This window comes from Lysinibacillus sp. NPDC059133, from assembly GCF_042755925.1.
Lineage (GTDB): Bacteria > Bacillota > Bacilli > Bacillales_A > Planococcaceae > Lysinibacillus.
In genome coordinates this window covers 38,298-57,196 of sequence record NZ_JBHZDH010000002.1, presented here as the reverse complement: position 1 = coordinate 57,196, position 18,899 = coordinate 38,298, and the positions used below count along the sequence as shown (strand labels likewise).

The 18,899-nt window shown below is 33.9% G+C and carries 18 protein-coding genes, 4 pseudogenes and 1 riboswitch; of the genes and pseudogenes, 20 read left to right on the top strand and 2 right to left on the bottom strand.

The features are described from left to right. Positions 1-32 precede the first annotated feature (32 nt). The 7 genes and pseudogenes from ACFXN8_RS01585 (at position 33) to ACFXN8_RS01555 (ending at position 5,211) form a co-directional block, all read left to right on the top strand. Positions 33-833, top strand: a complete 801-nt coding sequence (locus ACFXN8_RS01585; RefSeq protein ID WP_386842266.1) for a copper amine oxidase N-terminal domain-containing protein — start codon at positions 33-35, stop codon at positions 831-833. 331 nt (positions 834-1,164) lie between these two features. Beyond that, positions 1,165-1,626 (top strand): annotated as a pseudogene (locus ACFXN8_RS01580) (MFS transporter); the annotation flags it as partial. 313 nt (positions 1,627-1,939) lie between these two features. Next, complete coding sequence (locus ACFXN8_RS01575; protein WP_386842264.1) at positions 1,940-2,878, top strand: aminoglycoside phosphotransferase family protein; 939 nt, start codon at positions 1,940-1,942, stop codon at positions 2,876-2,878. Between the two features lie 174 nt (positions 2,879-3,052). Further along, positions 3,053-3,520: a GNAT family N-acetyltransferase gene (locus tag ACFXN8_RS01570; protein WP_386842262.1), complete on the top strand. Its 468-nt coding sequence runs from the start codon at positions 3,053-3,055 to the stop codon at positions 3,518-3,520. An 85-nt stretch (positions 3,521-3,605) separates the two neighbouring features. Next, a complete protein-coding gene (locus ACFXN8_RS01565; protein WP_386842260.1) occupies positions 3,606-4,016 on the top strand; it encodes a GNAT family N-acetyltransferase in 411 nt (136 codons plus the stop codon). A 135-nt stretch (positions 4,017-4,151) separates the two neighbouring features. Next, positions 4,152-4,613, top strand: a complete 462-nt coding sequence (locus ACFXN8_RS01560) for an NUDIX hydrolase (RefSeq protein WP_386842258.1) — start codon at positions 4,152-4,154, stop codon at positions 4,611-4,613. 151 nt (positions 4,614-4,764) lie between these two features. Further along, on the top strand, positions 4,765-5,211 hold the full coding sequence (locus ACFXN8_RS01555; RefSeq protein ID WP_386842256.1) for an NUDIX hydrolase: 447 nt from the start codon (positions 4,765-4,767) through the stop codon (positions 5,209-5,211). Between the two features lie 151 nt (positions 5,212-5,362). Here the strand turns inward: ACFXN8_RS01555 and ACFXN8_RS01550 are convergent, their stop codons facing one another. Then, complete coding sequence (locus ACFXN8_RS01550; RefSeq protein ID WP_386842254.1) at positions 5,363-5,581, bottom strand: TetR-like C-terminal domain-containing protein; 219 nt, start codon at positions 5,579-5,581, stop codon at positions 5,363-5,365. A gap of 73 nt (positions 5,582-5,654) precedes the next feature. Between ACFXN8_RS01550 and ACFXN8_RS01545 the strand changes: the two genes are divergently transcribed. The 11 genes and pseudogenes from ACFXN8_RS01545 to ACFXN8_RS01495 form a co-directional block, all read left to right on the top strand. Continuing rightward, entirely contained in the window at positions 5,655-5,963 is a 309-nt protein-coding gene (locus ACFXN8_RS01545; protein ID WP_386842252.1) for a hypothetical protein, read from the top strand. Positions 5,964-6,201: 238 nt separating this feature from the next. Continuing rightward, positions 6,202-6,639, top strand: a complete 438-nt coding sequence (locus ACFXN8_RS01540) for a hypothetical protein (protein WP_386842250.1) — start codon at positions 6,202-6,204, stop codon at positions 6,637-6,639. Positions 6,640-6,784: 145 nt separating this feature from the next. Next, entirely contained in the window at positions 6,785-7,033 is a 249-nt protein-coding gene (locus ACFXN8_RS01535; protein ID WP_386842248.1) for a DUF418 domain-containing protein, read from the top strand. A gap of 204 nt (positions 7,034-7,237) precedes the next feature. Then, entirely contained in the window at positions 7,238-7,723 is a 486-nt protein-coding gene (locus ACFXN8_RS01530; protein ID WP_386842246.1) for an XRE family transcriptional regulator, read from the top strand. 5 nt (positions 7,724-7,728) lie between these two features. Further along, positions 7,729-8,724, top strand: a complete 996-nt coding sequence (locus ACFXN8_RS01525) for a carcinine hydrolase/isopenicillin-N N-acyltransferase family protein (protein WP_386842244.1) — start codon at positions 7,729-7,731, stop codon at positions 8,722-8,724. A gap of 499 nt (positions 8,725-9,223) precedes the next feature. After that, the gene (locus tag ACFXN8_RS01520) at positions 9,224-10,036 is read left to right on the top strand and encodes a class I SAM-dependent methyltransferase (protein ID WP_386842242.1); all 813 of its coding nucleotides are present in this window, start codon (positions 9,224-9,226) and stop codon (positions 10,034-10,036) included. Positions 10,037-10,200: 164 nt separating this feature from the next. After that, complete coding sequence (locus ACFXN8_RS01515; protein ID WP_386842240.1) at positions 10,201-10,587, top strand: DUF5071 domain-containing protein; 387 nt, start codon at positions 10,201-10,203, stop codon at positions 10,585-10,587. A 3-nt stretch (positions 10,588-10,590) separates the two neighbouring features. Beyond that, a riboswitch (M-box (ykoK) riboswitch) is annotated at positions 10,591-10,753 on the top strand. A 259-nt stretch (positions 10,754-11,012) separates the two neighbouring features. Then, on the top strand, positions 11,013-12,371 hold the full coding sequence (mgtE, locus tag ACFXN8_RS01510) for a magnesium transporter (protein WP_386842238.1): 1,359 nt from the start codon (positions 11,013-11,015) through the stop codon (positions 12,369-12,371). Positions 12,372-13,036: 665 nt separating this feature from the next. Beyond that, a complete protein-coding gene (locus ACFXN8_RS01505) occupies positions 13,037-13,396 on the top strand; it encodes a BlaI/MecI/CopY family transcriptional regulator (RefSeq protein WP_386842236.1) in 360 nt (119 codons plus the stop codon). Positions 13,397-13,407: 11 nt separating this feature from the next. After that, on the top strand, positions 13,408-14,697 hold the full coding sequence (locus tag ACFXN8_RS01500; protein ID WP_386842234.1) for a M56 family metallopeptidase: 1,290 nt from the start codon (positions 13,408-13,410) through the stop codon (positions 14,695-14,697). A 335-nt stretch (positions 14,698-15,032) separates the two neighbouring features. Continuing rightward, a pseudogene (locus ACFXN8_RS01495) lies at positions 15,033-15,824 on the top strand (MFS transporter); the annotation flags it as partial. A 510-nt stretch (positions 15,825-16,334) separates the two neighbouring features. Here ACFXN8_RS01495 and ACFXN8_RS26505 read toward each other — a convergent pair. Further along, a pseudogene (locus ACFXN8_RS26505) lies at positions 16,335-16,454 on the bottom strand (DUF3231 family protein); the annotation flags it as partial. Between the two features lie 318 nt (positions 16,455-16,772). Here ACFXN8_RS26505 and ACFXN8_RS01490 point away from each other — a divergent pair. Together ACFXN8_RS01490 and ACFXN8_RS01485 are read left to right on the top strand one after the other, a co-directional pair. Then, positions 16,773-17,872: pseudogene (locus ACFXN8_RS01490) on the top strand (helix-turn-helix domain-containing protein). A 69-nt stretch (positions 17,873-17,941) separates the two neighbouring features. Further along, positions 17,942-18,871: an alpha/beta hydrolase family protein gene (locus tag ACFXN8_RS01485; protein WP_386842232.1), complete on the top strand. Its 930-nt coding sequence runs from the start codon at positions 17,942-17,944 to the stop codon at positions 18,869-18,871. The last annotated feature ends 28 nt before the right edge of the window (positions 18,872-18,899 follow it).

The window sequence follows — 18,899 nt, the reverse complement described above, 5'->3', positions numbered from 1 at the left end:
ATACGTCAATTTATAAATAGAAGAGGTGTATAGTGCATACTAAATTTAAATTAATTCTATCATCTTTATTAGCATTAATTTTGTTAATAGTCGCTCCACTAGGTTTTAAGGCTGATGCTTCATCTTTGCCAGCTAAAGAAACCCCGATTTATTTAAAAATGGATAAATATTTTGTTCTCTATACACGACCAAGTGCACCGTTTCTTGATCAGCAAGGACGCCTGTTAGTACCTCTGCGTTCTATACAGGATTTAATGGGTGGTGAGGTTTCTTATAGCCATCAAACAAAAACGGCTACTGTTAAACTTTTAAAACAGACCTTTGAGTTAACCATTAACGCCAAAACAGCCTATGTTAATCAAAAGGAATTAACGATGGATACGGTTCCTGTGTTAAAAGATGGAGCATTGTTTTTACCACTTCGTTTATTTTTAGATTATACAGATATTGAGTACAAATGGAGAAATGATGTGAATTTGCTCCATATAACAGATAAGCGCGTTGTAGTAGGAGAACCATTCGAAAATTTTGCTGGTAATGACTTTACGGCTGGTTATCTTGATGATGCTTTCCACCTAAGTGCGTTTAAAATCCAGAATTCTAGTATTAGCATCAAGGCACAAAATATGACAGGCAAAACTGTGCCATACGGTAAAACCGATATTCAGCCATTAGTTCAATTTAATACAGGCGGTTTTTCAGTAGACTCATATACACGACCTGGAAATAAAAAGATACCTGAAATTAAAATAGGACAATCCTTTTGGGTTACTAAAAACATAGGTATTCGTGATCCCGCCTATATTATAGCTGTAGGAAGAAAAGCGAATTAAGCTATAAATCCATCTCACTTTAGTATGTGGGCATGAAAGAGTAGATTTACGCCATAAATATTGGTGTGAATCTACTTTTTATATGATAAATAAAAAGAGATTGTCTAAAGTATAGGCAATCTCTTAAAATGAATTTTAAACTCGAGTTTTAACTTCTTTCAGCAGAAGCAATGAAAATCCTAAAATCAAAAGAAATTAACGCATTTCGGATGGAACAGTGCATTAAAGATTGGCTACAATTTGCGAAATAATAAAACTAGAGTTGGAGTTGTCAAATGGGCGGATAACATGGTTAGAATCATTGAGATAAGTAGAAAGAAGCTGTTGAAAGATGGTTGGAAATGCACATGAATCTATAGTGACTTATATAGATTCTCCTGAAAAGCTAAAGAGTTTATATAAGCGAGTGCTAATCGTTGTTAGTCTTTCTCAAGTTTTTGGTGGGGCAGGACTTGCAGCTGGTATTACGGTAGGGGCTCTTTTGGCTCAACAAATGCTAGGGACGGATGCTTATGCAGGGGTACCTTCCGCTTTATTAACTTTAGGGTCGGCGGGTGCAGCTTTAATTGTAGGGAAACTATCACAACGTTATGGGCGTCGTACAGGTTTATCGACAGGTTTTATTGTTGGAGGACTTGGTGCAATTGGTGTAGTAATTGCTGCTATGATGAATAGTGTCATTTTATTATTCGCCTCACTACTAATCTATGGCGCAGGAACTGCAACAAATTTACAGGCTCGTTATGCAGGGACAGATTTAGCCAATAATAAACAACGAGCAACTGCTATCAGTGACTTGTGAATATCTTCTGCAAGTTTTATTAGCTGCTAGAGTTAAAATTGAAGGCAATAATGTTGAACGGTTAAATAATGCTTTTAATATGCAAGTGGAAAATGCAACTCCTACTGACCAGATTGGAAAGGGGGAGTTGAAAAATACTCTGATGTTTTTCAGGGAGTAATTCAAAAAAAGAATTACAAAACCAAAATAACATAACATAACATTGACATTCACATTGACATTCACATTCACATTCACATTCACATTCACTTGACTGTATAGTATCGTTTTTATTCTTACTTGTTGCGAGAAGGGGGAATTGACTTTGTTAATTGAAAGTGTAATAGACCACATATCTAGCCTTAAAGGTTATTCATCTATAAAAAAAGTCGAAAAAGGATACTCACCAGATGAAAAATACATAGTTACCGTTGACCAAAATCAATACTTTATACGATTATCTGACATACAATATCACGAAAAACGAACCATCGAATTTTCATTGCTTCAAGCATTAGAAAAACAAGGTGTACAAACGCATAAAGCCATAGAATGTACCTTATTGATTGAGGCTAATCTTTCTGTCATGGTATTAAGCTATATTGAAGGATACCCTGCTGATGAATTCATGATGAATCTTTCTGAGGTGGCGCAATTTAATATAGGTCTTGCTGCTGGAAAAGAATTAAGAAAAATTCATCAACTACATGACCATGCCCCGCAAACGATACACTGGGAAGAAGCTCAAAGAAAGAAATTCAACTTTTACTTAAATGAATATAAAAAAGGTAGCTATCAACTGCCAAAAGAGCATAAAATATTAAACTTTATTGAAAACAATTTCCACCTTCTTAAAGATCGACCTATAACCTTACTCCATGATGATTTTCATCTGGGCCATATCATCGTTCTAAACAACACGTACAATGGCGTAATTGATTTTAATGGCTATGATTTTGGTGACCCCTATCATGATTTTTATAATCTTTCTTTATTTAGCAGAAGACATAGTATCCCATTTTGTATTGGACAAATAAATGGTTATTTTACAGAATCTCCAGACAATACATTTTGGCGAATATATGCCCTTTATGCAGCGATGAATATCGTCTCTACGATTGTGTGGACGAAAAAATATGATGAACAATCTTTCGATGATGCATTGGAAAGAATCCATCTCATTTTAGCAGATCATGACTATTTTAATTTGGATCAACCATTATGGTATAAGTCCATACCTATTGATAATGTTACAGGTTTATAAACGGGGATATGTCTACTATTGGATATTTTCAACTGAACTAATACTTATAAAATTTAGTTCAGTTTTTATTTATGAGCAAAATTTACTCTTAAATTATTCAACTAACGACGTAGGATTGTTAAAAATGGAATTGAATCTAAAATAGTGATTTATTAAAGGGAAGTGAAAGTAACAATGAACTACATAATAAGATTAGCGAATGAAAATGACTTATCGGGTTTATGTGATATTAGAAATAATAAAGATTTATTCACAAATTATTTAAAGCAATTTGCAAAAAGGGAGGTATATTTGGCAATCGCTGAACAAGACTCACTTATATTGGGTTTTGGAGTTCTTAAATTAAAAGGCACTTTGCTTCCTAAATTAAGTGACCTATATGTAAAAGAGAATTATCGGGGTAATGGTATAGGTTCAGATTTAATTAGATATAGAGAAAATATTGCAAAGAGTTTAGGTCATTCTGAGATATTTGTGAGTGTTGACCCAATAGAAAATCCCAAAATGATAAAGTTAATTAGCAAACACGGTTACCAACCTGTCTCCGACCCATATTTTAAAAAAGCCATATTTTATAATGATAATGGTACGACCTATAATAAAACTTACACAAGAATTGATTTAAAGAAGTTGTTGAACTAACAGGTGTGATTGTTCAATAGAGCAGTCGTGGAATTGATTCTTCTTCAACTAACTTTGCAGTTTAATGCAAGAAGGGACATGTTTTATGAAAGAAATTAAATCGACATCTATTCAACCTAATGTAAGAGAACTTTTATCCTTCGCGACCTCTGAAAAGAATGTCGAGAAAGAATATGAATTATATATGCAATCTCCAGTAAGAGAGTTATATGGATATGACCTTGAATCTGAGGTTGCTGGTTGTATTGGAATAGAATTTTTAAGTCCGAAGCATTGTGAAATAAAACATATCGCAGTATCTCCAAATCATAGAGGAAAAGGTATTGGGAGTAAAATGATTAGCTTTATCTTGGAAAAATATTCTTTATCTTTTATGTTTGCTGAAACCGATAAAGATGCTGTGAATTTTTATAAAAATTATGGATTTAAGATAACGAGTTTAGGTGAAAAATATCCAGGTGTGGAACGATTTCAATGTATTTTAAAAAGTAAATAGGACTAAGTATTCTTCAACTATGGGGTGCTTTACTTGAAGATCATTGAGTTGTATAGGAGCTTTTGAATTAAAGGTGCAGGGTGGTTGAAGAAAGGTCAAATTTATTTTAAGGTTATTTTTGGGAGGAGATAAGCAATGAGGGCACCTTATCAAGTTTTGGTATTTCCTTATGTAATCACTGACAATTCTATTGGATATGCAATTTTTAAGAGAAGTGATTATGGATATTGGCAGGGATTAGCTGGTGGTGGAGAAGAGGGTGAGACTCCTATTGAATCAGCTAAACGAGAAGCATTTGAAGAGGCTGGTATTACAAGAGATTATCCATATATTGAATTAGATTCTATGTCGTCACTACCAGTAGAAGATGTAGTTGGGAATTTCCTTTGGGGAGAAGACGTTTATGTATTAAAAGAATTTTCTTTTGGTGTTAAAGTTCCTACAAAAGATATATCTTTATCAAAAGAGCACCTCAACTACAAATGGTTATGTTTTGAAGAGGCAGTAACGCTTTTGAAATGGGATAGCAATAAAACGGCGTTATGGGAATTGAACAAAAGGTTATTAAATCGGACTAGACCAAGCAAAAGTTTGTGAAAGAAAATACTTAAGCTAACGGGTGCGTTTCTACAAAAAGTGGAGGCGCTTTTTTCTAACGAAGCAGGTTAGTTTACGAGAAAAACTAAGATAAAGGTATTTGTATGCTGTTTATTGAAGCAATATTAAGCTTATCAAAGGAGGCTTCCTTATGACTTATCTGAAAAATAGTGGATTTAAATTTCTTGATTTCATTAATATACCAGAAATAGATATAAAAAAATACCAGCCCCTATTGGGTTCTTTTGCCGTAGTAAAGTGCGAAGGAAAGTATCTCCTTTGCTATAACACTTGGCGTAAACAATGGGAACTACCTTCTGGGGGTAGAGAAAATAATGAAACGTCAAAGGAATGTGCCATTAGAGAACTTTATGAGGAAACTGGACAATTAGTTACAAACTTAGATTTTAAAGGATTAATCAAAACAGAAAATTCATTAGATGGCAACATAAAATATAATCCTGTGTACTTTACTACAATGGAAAAACTACAACCATTTATAGAGAATGAGGAAACATCAGAAATAAAGCTTTGGGATTTAAATGAGGAAATAGGTTATATTGATTCAATTGATATAAATATATTTGATTATCTTTAAACAAAGATAGTAAGCAATGGCTTCTTGAACTCCCATGAAAGAACTTAATCATCTTTCATTTTCTGTGGTGAAGAGCTGATTTTTGCGCTTCATGGATGGCTAACGGGGTGTTAAACGTGGTGGGTGAATTATAAAAAGGCTAGCTAAGTGGCTAGCCTTTTTTTTCATATTTTGCTACTAAACTTTTCGCCAATTCTTTGGTCATGTAGACAGCAATTTGAGAGAACTGCTCTGGTGTTTCTTCAAAATCGCTTCTAATCCATTCATCAATTATGCTCGTTAATATCCCCGCCAAAACGGCAAATGCATATTTTTTTGGTATGTTTGGAATAATTACTACTTTCCCATCTATCCAAACTGATTCAAACATTCCTCCGATTTTACTTTTACAAACAAATGCACTTAATGCATTAAAACCAGAAGAAGTATCTCATGGTACAGCGATGAACAGTACGTTAGGACAAACGATTGGAGCACTTACATCGAGTCTAATTGTCACATTGATTTCGAATCGTACAGAATTTCATGGTAAGGAAATGCTAGAAGAGCATAAAACTGAGATGATAGGTATGACTGCTGATGCGATTCAAAAGCTGAAAAGGTCAATTTCAATTGATGCCTTTATTGCTGGAAACAATGATGTATTTTTATTTTCAATTGTGATTGCTGTGATTGGATTAGGGCTAGGTTTATGTTTAAAAAGTAAAAAAAGATCGAAGCTTCTAAATAAGCCGCCTTTTAGTAATTTTTAGCGTAGTCAACAATTAATTTTACAAAAGAGTGATCCTTGCAATATTATTATTAAAGATAAGCCGTTTCGCTATATTAGAGAAACGGCTTTTACTGTATCTATCCTAGTGGAATGGTTCACTCATTGGTGACATAATTGGGTGTGAATTGAGTTAGTGAACAAATATTAACTATGAAAAGGCCTTATTTTATTGAACAGCAAAAACATGAAATTGATTATATTCTTAAGGAAGAAAAGATATGTTGAATAACCGGACATTTACTTTGTTAAAACGTCGTTTACGTTATTTTTTACATGAACGGAAGATGAGCAAACTACCAGCCAATGTTGTAAAACAAATTAATCATGTAAAAAAAGATTTAAAAGATTATGTAACAGCATCAATTATCAAGCATGTGCAAGAAACGAATGAATTTTCTTTAGATATTGCGCAAAAAGTGGAAATTTATTATCGTCACATACAATATTCATCTTATAAAATGGATTCTTCAGAACAGGAAGAACAAAAAGAAGACTTAGCTTTTATAGCCATTGAAGCACAAAGAAATCTTATTAATGAATGGTATCAAGCTGGTGATATAAATAATGAATTAGCAAAAGAATTAAGAAGATTTATAAATATTTGGAAAGTGTTATTTTGCTTGAAGAGGAAGAATAATGGAGGTAGCCTAGCATAGTTTGCTGGGCTTTTTATTTGCTTTCTGGCAGTCCTGTTCGTAACTAAACAGGCAGCAGAGCGCCCTAAAAGTACCATAGTAGATTTTTGTCTATTTGTAATATGATAACTAAACAACAACACTTGGAATAGTTTCAAAGTAACCAATGGATTTAAGTGCTTACTTTGTGAATGTAGTCAAAGCAGGAGCAATTAAAATATTCACTAAGCCTAGTTTACTTGTGGTGATAATCTTTTCAATACAATGTTGTTTTAGTACTTTATATTTAAAAAGATTTCGATATGGACCGTTGGAAGGCATACACAGAAAATGGACTAACTTGTCAGCCAAAGACGGTAACAACACAAATGACCCGGTGTTTCTATTCAACAATTGGGCCATATTGTATTGTTGAACAACACCAGATATCTAGGTTAAAGTTTAGAAAAGATAATGAAATTTTGTACTTAAAGTAACAAGTAGGTTAGATCATAACCTGGTTTATTTTCACTTTTTTGTGGAAGCCCAATGGTATTATTTAAAATTTTAAAAAATTATGATTGACATATTTTACGTCAACGTTATAATTGACATATATTATGTCAGGAAGGCGATTGAGATGAAAATGAATTCACAAGAATCAATAACTGTCTTACAATACTTGGCTCTTATCAATCAAGTCTCGTATGTTAATGTATGTAGGGCTGCAGGGATTACTCCACAACAATTTTCCGATTGGGTCAAAAAGCGTCGTCCTGTTCCCAAGGAGAGGCTACAATTTTTAGCTGAGTATTTTAAGATTGAGGCAAATTTATTAATCGATGAGAAAAATTATTTACAAGAACTAACACAAGAAAAAAAGATTGATATTCAAATTCTTTTCCTTAATCAAAAGTTAGATAAAGGCGAGCACGAAGTTGAAGAGTATCGTGAGAAATTAGTTCTTCTTGAAACCGAAAAAGAGAAGTATATCCTAATTAGTAGGTTTGATACCATAGTTAGTCAAAACAATGAACAAACCCGTAGAATTTGCGAAACTTTTTTAGAACTAATGGAAAACGGTAATTATGTTTTACTTGAAAAATTGTTAAATCCAAAGGAGTAAAATACATGAGTACAGCTTTTCAAATCAATCAAAATGGTGAATTTCTTGTTTGTAAGAATCAAGATGTGATCTACGATGGGGTTTATTTATTTACAAACCAAAGAGGTGTTCGAAAGACGGCTTTAATGATGCCACCTACTCAACCAGCTTCTTGGGTCTCTGCTTATGGAAGTTTGACCGTTTCACAGATTGGAAAGGAAAATCCGAATGGCGGTATTAATGAAAAAGGTCTTGTTGTGGAGCAGACCACTCTTTGGCAAACTGAATATCCTGCTTCTGACGTACGTCCTGCGGTAAACGAGTTACAATGGATTCAATATTTGTTAGACACATGTAGTACGGTTCAAGAAGTCCTGGAAGTAGCCCCGTCCATTCGAATTGACCAGAGTACATCTAAATTACACTATCTGATTGCAGACAGAAGTGGAGAACATACAATAATAGAATTTTTTAATGGAGAAATGACCTTCTACAGGGAAAAATCGATATTTCCAATAATAGTAAATTCTCCTTATGAAGAAGCGTTGAAAGAAATCGAGAGTGGAAAAACAAATTGGTCTGATTGTGATGAATATCACGAGAACTCAATGCAACGGCTATTAACAGTTTCAAAAAGATTGCAAGAAAATCTAAATCTTGTCGATGTAATTGATTTTACTTTCGAAGTATTAACCTCTGCAAAGCGTGAGGATACAGTCTATAGTCTTGTGTATGATATTAACCGAATGGAAGTTCATGCTTATACCAACCAAAATCCCGAGAGAAAAACTATAAAAATGGTTGATTTTGATTTTGCCAATGGATCACTTTCTCGATCTGTCGATCTTCAGCGTCTTAGAGCAAAAAATGTTACTGAACAATTTGAAACTTACAATACAGAATTTAATTATAATGCTGTGAATTCATTTTTTAGAAACCCAACATTGACTGCAATATTTAAATGGAAAATTTCAGATGAGATGGTTCAATTTTTAGCTCGCTACCCTGATTCATTTTCTTAGTTAGCTAACGAATACCCCTGTAAAATTATTTCGAGGTCTTCTGGAACTATAGAGGTACTTTAACAATCAGAAATAGAGGTACAAAAAGTAGCATCGGGTCAAGTTGGTTTGATGTACAGTTAGACTCTAAAAGAAGATTAAAAGGCTTAGGAGTTATTCCTAAGCCTTTTTGGAGGTTTTCAATGAAAGAAAAGTTATAAATATAGCGTCAAATGGCTTTACATGTATGGTAATAAGTGAAATATGAAACCATTCCTAAAATCCATTAGATTCTTAGGGGTAGATGATTTCTTATTGGATATTTATATTATTATCACTATGAGGATTGTGAAGAAATGCACTTAAACTCCCATGAAAGAACTTAATCATCTTTCATTTTCTGTGGTGAAGAGCTGATTTTTGCGCTTCATTGATGGCTAACGGGGCAGGTTAGTTGAAGAAGGACTTGAATACTTTTTACCGAAATTAATAGGTAAAAAAGATGGAGAGGGCGGAAATTATGAGTAAGATAATTAACTATTACAATCAATTTGATGAGTGGGGAAGACTTGAACGTGAACCTATTGAATTCCAAGTAAATTGGCATTATATAAAGAAATATATGCCCAAAAAGGGATACATCCTTGATAATGGGGCTGGACCAGGAAAATATTCAATGGAACTTGCCAAAGATGGATATAAGGTAACATTGGCCGATTTAACACCAAGGTTAGTTGAAGTTGCTAAAAATAAAGCAAAAGAACTTGATTTAGAAGGACGGTTTGAAGGGTTTTATACAGCTGATGCTAAAGAACTTAATATGTTTAAAGAAGAACAATTCGACTCTTCATTAATGCTTGGCCCTATGTACCATTTACAGAAGGAAAATGACCGTATTAAGGCAGTAAAAGAATTAAAAAGAGTGACAAAAAAGGGTGGGCTGGTTTTTGTTGCTTTTATGCCAAGAATTAGACACATACTTACATCCCTATTATTTCCAGAGAATTGGAGACCAAACGATAACTTGGATAACATAATTCAGTTTTCTCAAACAGGTTGCTTTAATCATGCAGATAAGGGACGTTTTACAGGTGCGTATTATTTTAATATTGAGGACATAAAACCTTTTATGGAATCGCAAGGATTTGAAACATTATTAGATTTAATTGGTTCAAATCCAGGAGTTATTTTAAACAACGATAGTTGGAATTACTGGAAAGGAAAGGGTGAAGAGGAAGTAAATAAAATCATTAATTTAATAAAAGAAAAAGCGACAGACCCATATATTCTAGGGATTTCATCTCACCTACTATACATCGGTATGAAAAAGTAACCTTAGTATTTTCCTTATTCAACGAACGGGGTGCTTTACTTGAAGATCATTGAGTTGCGTAGGCAGCTCTTTTTTTCTTATTGAACTAACGGCGCAGATTAGTTCAATAAAGACTGATACAATAAATAGATTGCCATGTATAAAAATCTAAGGGAGAGATGCATATGGAAAACTTTGAATATCTTTTGCCAAGACATAAGCATGATAATGATAGAGTAGAAATGATTGAAAAAATGGATAGAGATAAAATATTGCCTTTACTGCCTAACCTCCTTGAATGGATTCAAGATATGAATTGGCCAGTAGCACCAAGCGTATTAGAATTACTATTAACTTTTCCAGAAGAAATTGTCCCACATGTGCAAGATGTTTTATCTTCAGATGACGAAAACTGGAAGTGGTTTATTTTACACTTTTTGGTTATTGAATTGCCAGTAGAGTCAAGAGTTCAGTTTAGAGAGTATTTAACAAGAGTTGCTGAAACACCTACACATAATGAACTCGCAGAAGAACTTGATGAAATCGCAAAAGAGATTTTGGAAACAATCTAAAAAAATATCCCTTTTCAAGAGGCTCCTGTGTAGGAGATATGCTACTGCCCAAAAATGTCGAAAGACGCCAATGGGTCAACAGAAACCATCGACATAAGGTGGTTTTTAATGTAGCTGGCTCTGTCCTATGCCACACAGTGCTAAAGCTCTATGAATGGAGGAGTAGATTAGCTACAATTAATTTGTTGTGCAATCAATGTACGTATATAGTACCGTGTAAACACCTTCATTCGTTATGAAGGTGTTTTATTTTTTTGTGAGGTGAGGAAAATGGATAACTATTCAGAACCAGACTCGAAGTATTATAAAAATGAACTAAATACACAGAATATCCATGAGGAATTTTAAATTATCTTTCTTAACGAATGTCTTATCGTTGGGGGAATATTCTTTTATTCCTCAATGAAGGAGTAGTGGTTGTTAAAATGATTAAAAACATGCCAGAAGATCAAATAACGCTTCAAATTATTAAGGCATTAAAAGAAGGAAAACAGAAAGAGTTCCAAGCAATATTAAAGGAACTCCAACCTTATGATATTGCACGGATTTTTGAGGGGTTACCAGAAAAACATCATACACGTTTCTTATTGTTTCTTACTCCTGAACAAATCGCTGAACTCATTCAAGAGCTTGAAAAAGTACATCAATTAAAAGTTCTTAATAAATTAGGGATCGAAAAATCAGGACAGGTAATGGATTTAATGGATAATGATGATTTAGCTTCATTGTTAGAAAACCTATCTCCTGATAAAATTGAAGAACTTCTTTCAGGTATGAAGCAAGAAGAATCAAAAATTGTTCAAAATATAATGAATTATTCTCCTGAAACGGCAGGACGAATAATGACAAACCGTTTTGTGTGGATTCCTCAACACTATACTATTCGAGAATCAGTTGATAAACTTAAAACATTTGCAGAATTCTCGGAAACGATTAACTATTTATATGTAATTGATAATGATAAAAAATTAGTAGGTGTTGTATCCTATCGAGATTTAATAATAAGTGATGAATTTGAAAAGATTCAGGATATTATGTATAGCAGAGTGATCTCCGTTTCTGTTGAAACGGATCAAGAAGAAGTAGCTCGTGTAATAGAGCGTTATGATTTTTTATCAATTCCTGTTGTTGAAAAAAATAATGAATTAGTAGGAATAGTAACAGTTGACGATATTATTGACGTTGTTATCAAGGAAGCAAACGAAGATATTGAAAAACTTTCGGCATCTGGTAAAGCCATTGATTTTGACACGAAGGCACACGTGGCTGCGTATCGCCGACTTCCCTGGCTTATTTTACTTTTATTTATCGGATTAGTTTCAGGGACCATTATTAGTGGTTTTGAGGAAACATTATCCAAAGTTGTCGCACTTGCGTTCTTTATGCCTATGATTGCTGGTATGACTGGAAATACGGATACTCAATCATTAGCTGTTGTAGTAAGAGGTCTAATTACTACCGATACTAATAAAGGAGTAGTTTTTAAACTTATTATTAGAGAACTTAAAGTTGGATTGATTATTGGCATTACCTGTGGAATATTAATCTCGATTATAGCCTATATTTGGCAAGGAAATCCGGTTTTAGGTTTAGTTGTTGGAAGTTCATTAGTTGTGACTCTAATTATTGGGACTTTAGCTGGGACCATTATTCCTTTAATCTTATATAAATTTAAAATCGATCCAGCAGTGGCGTCTGGTCCATTAATTACAACACTAAATGATATACTATCCTTAATTATTTACTTTGGCATTGCAACAATGTTTATTTCAAAATTGATGTAGAAAAACCACGATTAACTGCTGCTCCCCGTGGTATTCTTTAAGAAATAAATCTTAACTAAGCTCATTTATCAAGATTTGTTAAGTTAACGGTGGCTATAACTCAATAAGCATGTGCCTGGCTTCAAGAATTTTTTTATTGATCTTCAACAATCGGGCGCCATTGTTGAATAAACCTTAGATTTTTAAATGACTTTATTGTTATATTTTTATGTATTGTAAAGTATATTATATCGAAAATTAAACAACTATATTTTAACCCCGTCCTAATTAGGTTTTAAATTAAAAATTTTATTGTCTTTTTACCATCAAGGACATTAAAATAGTAACTCGCAAATAAAATTTTATGTGAATTTTGAACAAAAAAAAGAGTGAAAAAGAAAGCGTCAACTGAAAAAAATAAATGTAATTTGTACTTCAAGTGACAATGGAAACAGCTTTCAGTGTAAAGATGTAAAACGTGAATAGAGGAATTTTTCATCAAAATAACCAAGTGCTCATAATTTTTATATGAGTACCTGGTTATTATTTTTATAACCTTTTATGCCCTTAAAATGGGTTCTCTCCACAGACTATCTCAATAGTCTTGACAATTACAGACTATCGCAGTAGTATTAGTGTGTGGCAAACTATTGCAATAGTCCACTTAAGAAAAGGAGCATGCGCGTATGCAAGTTAAATTGTTTGATTCGGAATTACAAGTCATGAATATTTTATGGGAAGAAGGCGATTTGACAGCTAAACAGCTCTCACAAATGTTAAACGAACGAATAGGTTGGAATAAAAATACCACCTATACCGTCATAAAAAAATGTATAAAAAAAGAGGCCATTGAAAGAATTGAACCTAACTTTATCTGTCATCCAATCATCAGAAAAGAACAGATACAAGAACAAGAAACGACGGAATTGATTGATAAAATATTTAATGGTTCTAAATCTTTACTATTCGCATCCTTACTAGACAAGAAAAACATGTCCGCGAGTGAGATCGAAAAATTAAAGCAAATTGTTAAAGATCTTGAGTGAGGAATTATGATATGAGTATTCTCAACATGAGTGTAGACGCATCTCTCCTCCTCATCATTGTGTTATTGATGAGGATGTTAGTAAGAAATAAAGTGCCAAAGCAAACATTTTTAATTCTTTGGGGATTCGTTGCATTTAAACTACTCATCCCCTACTCTTTTTATTCAAAGTTGAGCATACAGCCTATACTGAAAAACTTATTTGTTACGCTCACTCACTCAAATGATTCGGAAAGTATGCACCATACAATCGAAATCGCACAAACATCAAACGCATTTTCTCATCAGCTTTTGCTTGTGATGACAAGCGATTCCGTCCAGTACCTTTGGGCATGTGGGGGTATCGGAGTTTTGCTATTCTTTATAGTGGCCTATGTTAGATTTTATAAAGAATTTAAAACTGCCATCCCAGTGAAGAATAATGAGTATCTCGATCGATGGCTAAACGATCATAAATTAAAAAGAACGATTCAAATTGCAGTATCAGATAGAATTAAAACCCCGTTAACATATGGAATCTTTAAACCAGTCATCTTATTGCCGAAATCAACAAATTGGGAAGATGCTGCAAGTATTCAGTTTATTCTCACGCATGAATTAATTCATATTAAACGCTTTGACGTTTTGTGGAAAGTAATTTTAACGATTATGGTAGCTTTGCATTGGTTTAATCCCTTAGTTTGGCTTATGTATTTTTTAGTAAACAGAGACATTGAATTGTCTTGCGACGAAAGGGTTATTAGACAGTTTGGAGATAAGGCAAAGTCAGCATATGCATTATCTCTCATCAATATGGCAGATGAAACCAATAAGGTTACGCCGCTTTGTAATCATTTTAGTAAAAATGGGATTGAAGAAAGGATTGTGTCCATTATGACCTTAAAGAAAAAGTCGGTTTTAGGAACAGCATTAGCGTGTACATTAGTCATTGGAGGGATGACCGTCTTTGCGGCAACTGGCCAAGAGCCACCAACGCTGAAAGAAGGCAAAGAACAAAATACAGTTATTGTTACTGATGCATCAAATAGTACGACGGAACCTCATGTAATCGCAACAAATAAAGGCAAAGAACGAAATGCAGTTATTGTTACTGATGCATCAAATAGTACGACGGAACCACAGGTAATCGCAACAAATAAAGGCAAAGAACAAAATACAGTTATTGTTACTGATGCATCAAATAGTACGACGGAACCACAGGTAATCGCAACAAATAAAGGCAAAGAACAAAATGCAGTTATTGTTACTGATGCATCAAATAGTACGACGGAACCACGTGTAATCGCAACAAATAAAGAATAAATAAGTAATTCCAAAGACTAGTCCTGAAATCCGGGACTGGTTTTTCATTTACTCCATCATTTTTTCATAATAAAACTAAATGCCTTCCACTTTGTTGGTGTGGTTTTAAAATAAAGTTTGATAAGAAATCCTATTAGCTTTAAAGTTAATAAGATTTCTTATTTCACTAACGTGCTGGTTAGTTGAACAAGCCAAAGTAATAATTATAAGTTATAAAACAGTAGCGATAGAATTAGAACTTGATCATTCAATGGTAAGACATTGGGTTTCAGACAAGAGACTACTAAAGTGCCACAACAAAAGAATTTTATTACTTTTTGTAATATGGTTACTAAACAACACTTGGGGCTGTGGCAGGGCCAAATTTAGTAGATTTTATGGGTAAATTTGCTGTTTCTATTGGTGTGCCGGCGCTTACGGGTCCATTTATCTTATCAGCAGCAGCATATATCTTAGCAGGTCTTGTTCTTTTTGTTATGTTACGTCCTGATCCATTAGAAATTGCAACAATGATAGAAGCGCACAAACAAAAAAATGAGCATGAAAATAAGGCAGAATCCTTAAATAAAAAAGCTCTAAATAAAAGGGGTCTTACAGTAGGTGCAACGGTGATGGTACTTACTCAAATTGTAATGGTTGCTATCATGACTATGACACCAGTACATATGAAACATCATGGTCATGGTTTATCGGAAGTAGGAATTGTTATAGGATTCCATGTAGGCTCAATGTATCTTCCATCGCTCGTAACAGTAATTCTTGTTGATAAAATCGGACGAACAGCTATGAGTATTGCTTCAGGAGTGACTTTGTTATTTGCTGGTTTATTAGCGGCATTTGCACCGAGCGATTCTATGGTTCTTTTAATCATTGCTCTTTCTTTACTTGGATTAGGGTGGAACTTTGGCTTAATTAGTGGTACTGCACAAATAGTTGATTCAACTGAACCTTCCACTAGAGCAAAAACACAAGGAAAAATAGACGTTTTAGTTGCACTAGCAGGAGCTTCTGGTGGTGCTCTCTCAAGTAGGATAGTAGCTAATGCAAGCTATGCAACATTATCTTTAGCTGGAGGTCTATTATCTTTAATCCTTATTCCAGTTGTCATTTTGTCAAGAAAAGCTTGAGATAAGTTATATGATACTAAAAATGGTTACTAAAATAGCTTCAAAGTAACCAATGCAATCTTTTTTAAAACATGCAGTGAAATCAAGAATTTAGAGTGAATTTAAATAAAACTATATAAAAAACAACTTAATTTAAGGTTCTTTTGTTGGCATTCGGTACTCCGAAATGTAAATCAAAAGAACCTTTTCTTCTTGATAAAAACAAATAACTATGTAATTAGTTATTTGTTTTATCATCTGCTTCTGTTTGATGACATGCCTTAACTACCTCATTAAAGGCTTCTAAAATTTCCTCGATCGTATCTCGCTTCGAGTCATTCAAAACAATAGGAATAAATTTATTATTACCATCTATGATTCTATTACTAGTTATAAAAGCTTGTGTGGGAATTTACTTTGTAATCTTGATTACCATGAAAATATGTCTATAGCATTACCTCGTTATACATTTTATTAATAAAAAACCCCCAGTATAAAACGGGGGAGACAGATTGTCAGGTTAAATAAATATTATCTTTCCGGATAATCTACATGTAATGGCGGTGGAACTAACCAACCTTTACTTTTATTAAGACGTAACAATTTTGCGCCAAGTTGTGCTTTACTAACGTGGAATTGAGCGTACGTTAGACAATATCATTTCTACAATTATAGGATGTGGTCAAAAATCCCCATCAACCATTTCTATTAACATAATTCCGTGAATTTACACTCCAACCAAGTATTATTGCTAATAGGGATTATTTTTTTATGACATAGCCAATTCAATAACACTAAATTCTCTTAGCCAACGGTTGGAATACAAAAAGTGTTTACGTATGCTGAACGAATTTTTGTGTATCAATGGATTTGTTGCCTAACAGTTGATTTTATCTATTAAAATAAAATAGAACTCCATTGGAATCGACGGTAAAATACATTTTAATAACAGTATAGGGAGTGAAAATGATGAGAGAAATAAGTATTGCAAAAGTTATTACAGCAAAAAGAAAAGAAAAAGGTATCACACAGGATAAACTTGCTGAGTATATCGGTATATCGAAGGCTTCCGTATCCAAATGGGAGACGGCTCAAAGCTATCCGGATATCACCCTGCTGCCGAATTGGCAACCTATTTTAATATAAGCATTGATGAACTCATTGGCTATCTCCCGCAAATGACAAAAGAGGATATAAAGAAAACGTACTCCCGACTGGCTGAGGATTTTAGCAGCAAGCCTTTTGATGAAGTACTTGACCAATGTCGTGCAATTATAAAGAAATATTACTCTTGTTTTCCCCTGCTACTGCAAATGGCCAAATTATTTATCAATCATTTTGTCCTTGCTACAGAAAGAGAAAGGCAGGAAGCACTGTTACAGGAGGCCATTGATTTATGTATCCGGATTAAGAAGGAAAGTGATGATATTTGGATCGGGAAGCAAGCAAATTCATTGGAAGTGCTATGTTATATCATCTTAAATCAACCGGTGGAAGCTTTGGAATTGCTTGACGAAACGATGAAGCCGCCGATTAGTGATAACTTTTTACTCTCCAAAGTCTATCAAATGACCGGAGATATGGAGAAGGCAAAGGAAGCTTTACAGGTCAGTCTGTATCAACATCTCCACGGCCTTCTTGCGCCGGCACATTCATACTTGCTGTTGGTTGCCAATCGACCTGAAAAATTTGAACTGGCACTTGAACGTTTTATCGAAATTTCAAAAGTCTTTGAAGTTGAAAAACTGGACCCTAATTTGGTGTCGTTGCTATATTTGGCCGCAGCACAAGGTTATATGATGCAAAATAAACCGGAAAAAGCATTGGAAATGCTCGAAAAATACACTTACATTTGTACGAACCTCCTTTTACCGTACGAATTGAAAGGAGATTCCTTTTTTGACAGTATTGAGAACTGGCTGAAGGATTATGATATTGAAGCTCCTAGAGACGAAAAGATAATAAAAGAAAGTATCGTGCAAAGTGTTGTGGAAACTCCTGCATTTTTTCCTTTGCACAATGAACCGAAATACAAAAGTATTGTTGAAAAACTAAAAGCTCAAATTTGAAATTGAACTGATAGGGTCAACTTGATGCATTCACTTATCTATTGGTTGTCAATTTAAGGAGGTAACATAATGACTGATGAAAAACTTGTTTTAGGTGCTGAAACAATGTACCCACTGAATGGAATATTGACCATTCCTGATGAAACAAAAGGATTAGTTCCTGCAGTTGTATTGGTTCAAGGCTCTGGTCCAAGCAACATGGATGAAAAAATCGGAAACATTCATCCTTTTAAGGATATTGCTGATGGTTTGTCTGGAAAAGGAATTGCAGTACTGCGATATGATAAAAGAACATTCGTGTATGGCAAAGAAATGAGAAATGATACGGCATTAACAGTAAAAGAAGAAACCATTGAAGATGCGATCCTTGCTGCAGAGTTTTTGCGAAGAGATGCACGTATAGATTCAAATAAAATATTTATTATCGGTCATAGTTTAGGTGGGATGTTAGCTCCGCGAATTGATGCAGAAGGCGGTAATTTTGCTGGAATCATTATTATGGGTGGGTCTCCACGCAAATTTGAAGAAATTCTAATGGATCAAAATAACGAAGTTTTGCATTCATTGAATAAGCTTTTGAAAGGGATTGCTAGAAAACAAATAGCAGCTTTATCATCAAAGTTTGACAACATCTATAACCTAAGTGATGAAGAAGCAAAATCCACGAAAGTTTTAGGAAGACATGTTAGAGCCTACTACCTAAAAGAAATGGGCGAACATCCATCTGCCAATTATCTCAATGTATTAAATAAGCCCCTTTTCATTCTGCAAGGAGAAAAAGATTTCCATGTATCAGTGGAAAAGGATTTTAATGGTTATAAAAGAATATTGGGAGATAGATCCAATGTTACGTATAAACTTTATCCAAACCTGAATCATGCTTTCATGCCTTTTGTTTATGGAGAGATACGAAAAGCCAAAAAAGAGTATAAGGTTGCACAACATGTCGATCAACAAGTGATCAATGATATTTCCGATTGGATTCATTCGGTATTGTAATAGTCATCAGGAGGTAAATAACAATAGC